Here is a 1018-nt window from a genome sequence, read left to right as displayed (position 1 = left end):
CTTCGGCACCAAGCTCGCCCGACGTCGTCCAGGTGACCACAGGCATTTTCCGACGCCCCACGTGGCCGGCGACGCCGGCCCTCACCACTAAGCGGTCTCAACTCGAGTCCGAGATGCCAGTCACGGGTCGGCGTTGGCTGTCAGTGAGTCGGCGGAGGGGTTTCACCATGATCCTCCCAAGGGTCCGGGACCCTCGCTTCGTGACGATCCGCCGCGGTGGGACCCTCACCGATTCAGATCACCATCTCCTCGCCCTGTGGGCGGCATCCTGCGCGGAGCATGTGCTCGACCTGTTCGAGTCGGCTCGGCCAGAGGACCTACGACCGCGTCAGGCGATCGAGCATGCCCGCGCTTGGGTGCGCGGCGAGGTGACGATGATGCAGGCTCGCGCGGCGGGCGGTCATGCCATGGGCGCGGCCAGAGACCTGCGAGGGGCCGCCCGGCATGCCGCATACGCCGCGGGTCAGGCTGGGGCCGTCGCGCACGTCGCCGCGCACGAGCTTGGTGCTGCCGCCTATGCGATCAAAGCTGCCCGTGCCGCCGTGCCGGAAGGCGACCGCGAGGCCGCGAGTCGACGTGAGTGCCGGTGGCAGCGTGACCAGCTTCCGGAGACGATTCGCGAGCTTGTGCTTGACGATCAGCGGTTGCGGAACGAAATCTGCTGGTCGGTGTTTGACTGCTGAGCCGTCTGCTTCGTCACTCGCCGAGGTCATCTGGACAGGCTCGCTGCTTCATAGCGCGGTAGATGCTGCACGTCGAACTTGGCAATCTCCGCGCCAAAGCTGTCCACCGCTTGGCGAGCCGGATCAGCGTCTTGCGGGTAACCCCGTCGAGTCTTGGCTCTTTGCGCTCGCGCAGGCACCGCCGCGTCGCCCTCGCCAGCGTCGCCCAGGCCCTCTGCGCCCAACTGCGCCACACCCCAAAAGTTCCCCTGGCCCTTCGGGCACCCCGCCCCGGCGGGAAAACCGGGGCCCGTTCGGGCGTGCACGGGGCGGCGTGACAGGGTGCGGTTGATCGC

At 68.4% G+C, this 1018-nt stretch carries 2 protein-coding genes; one reads left to right on the top strand and one right to left on the bottom strand.

Annotation, left to right across the window (positions count from 1 at the left end):
• Positions 1-113 precede the first annotated feature (113 nt).
• Positions 114-683: a putative immunity protein gene (locus BCD48_RS55845; protein WP_491677162.1), complete on the top strand. Its 570-nt coding sequence runs from the start codon at positions 114-116 to the stop codon at positions 681-683.
• Positions 684-709: 26 nt separating this feature from the next.
• On the opposite strand, the gene BCD48_RS52965 is transcribed toward BCD48_RS55845, so the two are convergent.
• Positions 710-1018 (bottom strand): hypothetical protein (locus tag BCD48_RS52965; protein ID WP_206745027.1); only part of this gene is annotated, 309 nt, incomplete at its 5' end.

The sequence above is a fragment of the Pseudofrankia coriaricola genome (assembly GCF_001854805.1).
Classification (GTDB): Bacteria; Actinomycetota; Actinomycetes; order Frankiales; family Frankiaceae; genus Pseudofrankia.
The sequence above is the reverse complement of the archived record's forward strand: the minus strand, read 5'-3'. Positions and strand labels throughout refer to the sequence as shown.

Bases quoted from the DNA above. Each gene is read 5' to 3' on its own strand.
- BCD48_RS55845 (WP_491677162.1), top strand. From the start codon at position 114: ATGCCAGTCACGGGTCGGCGTTGGCTGTCAGTGAGTCGGCGGAGGGGT.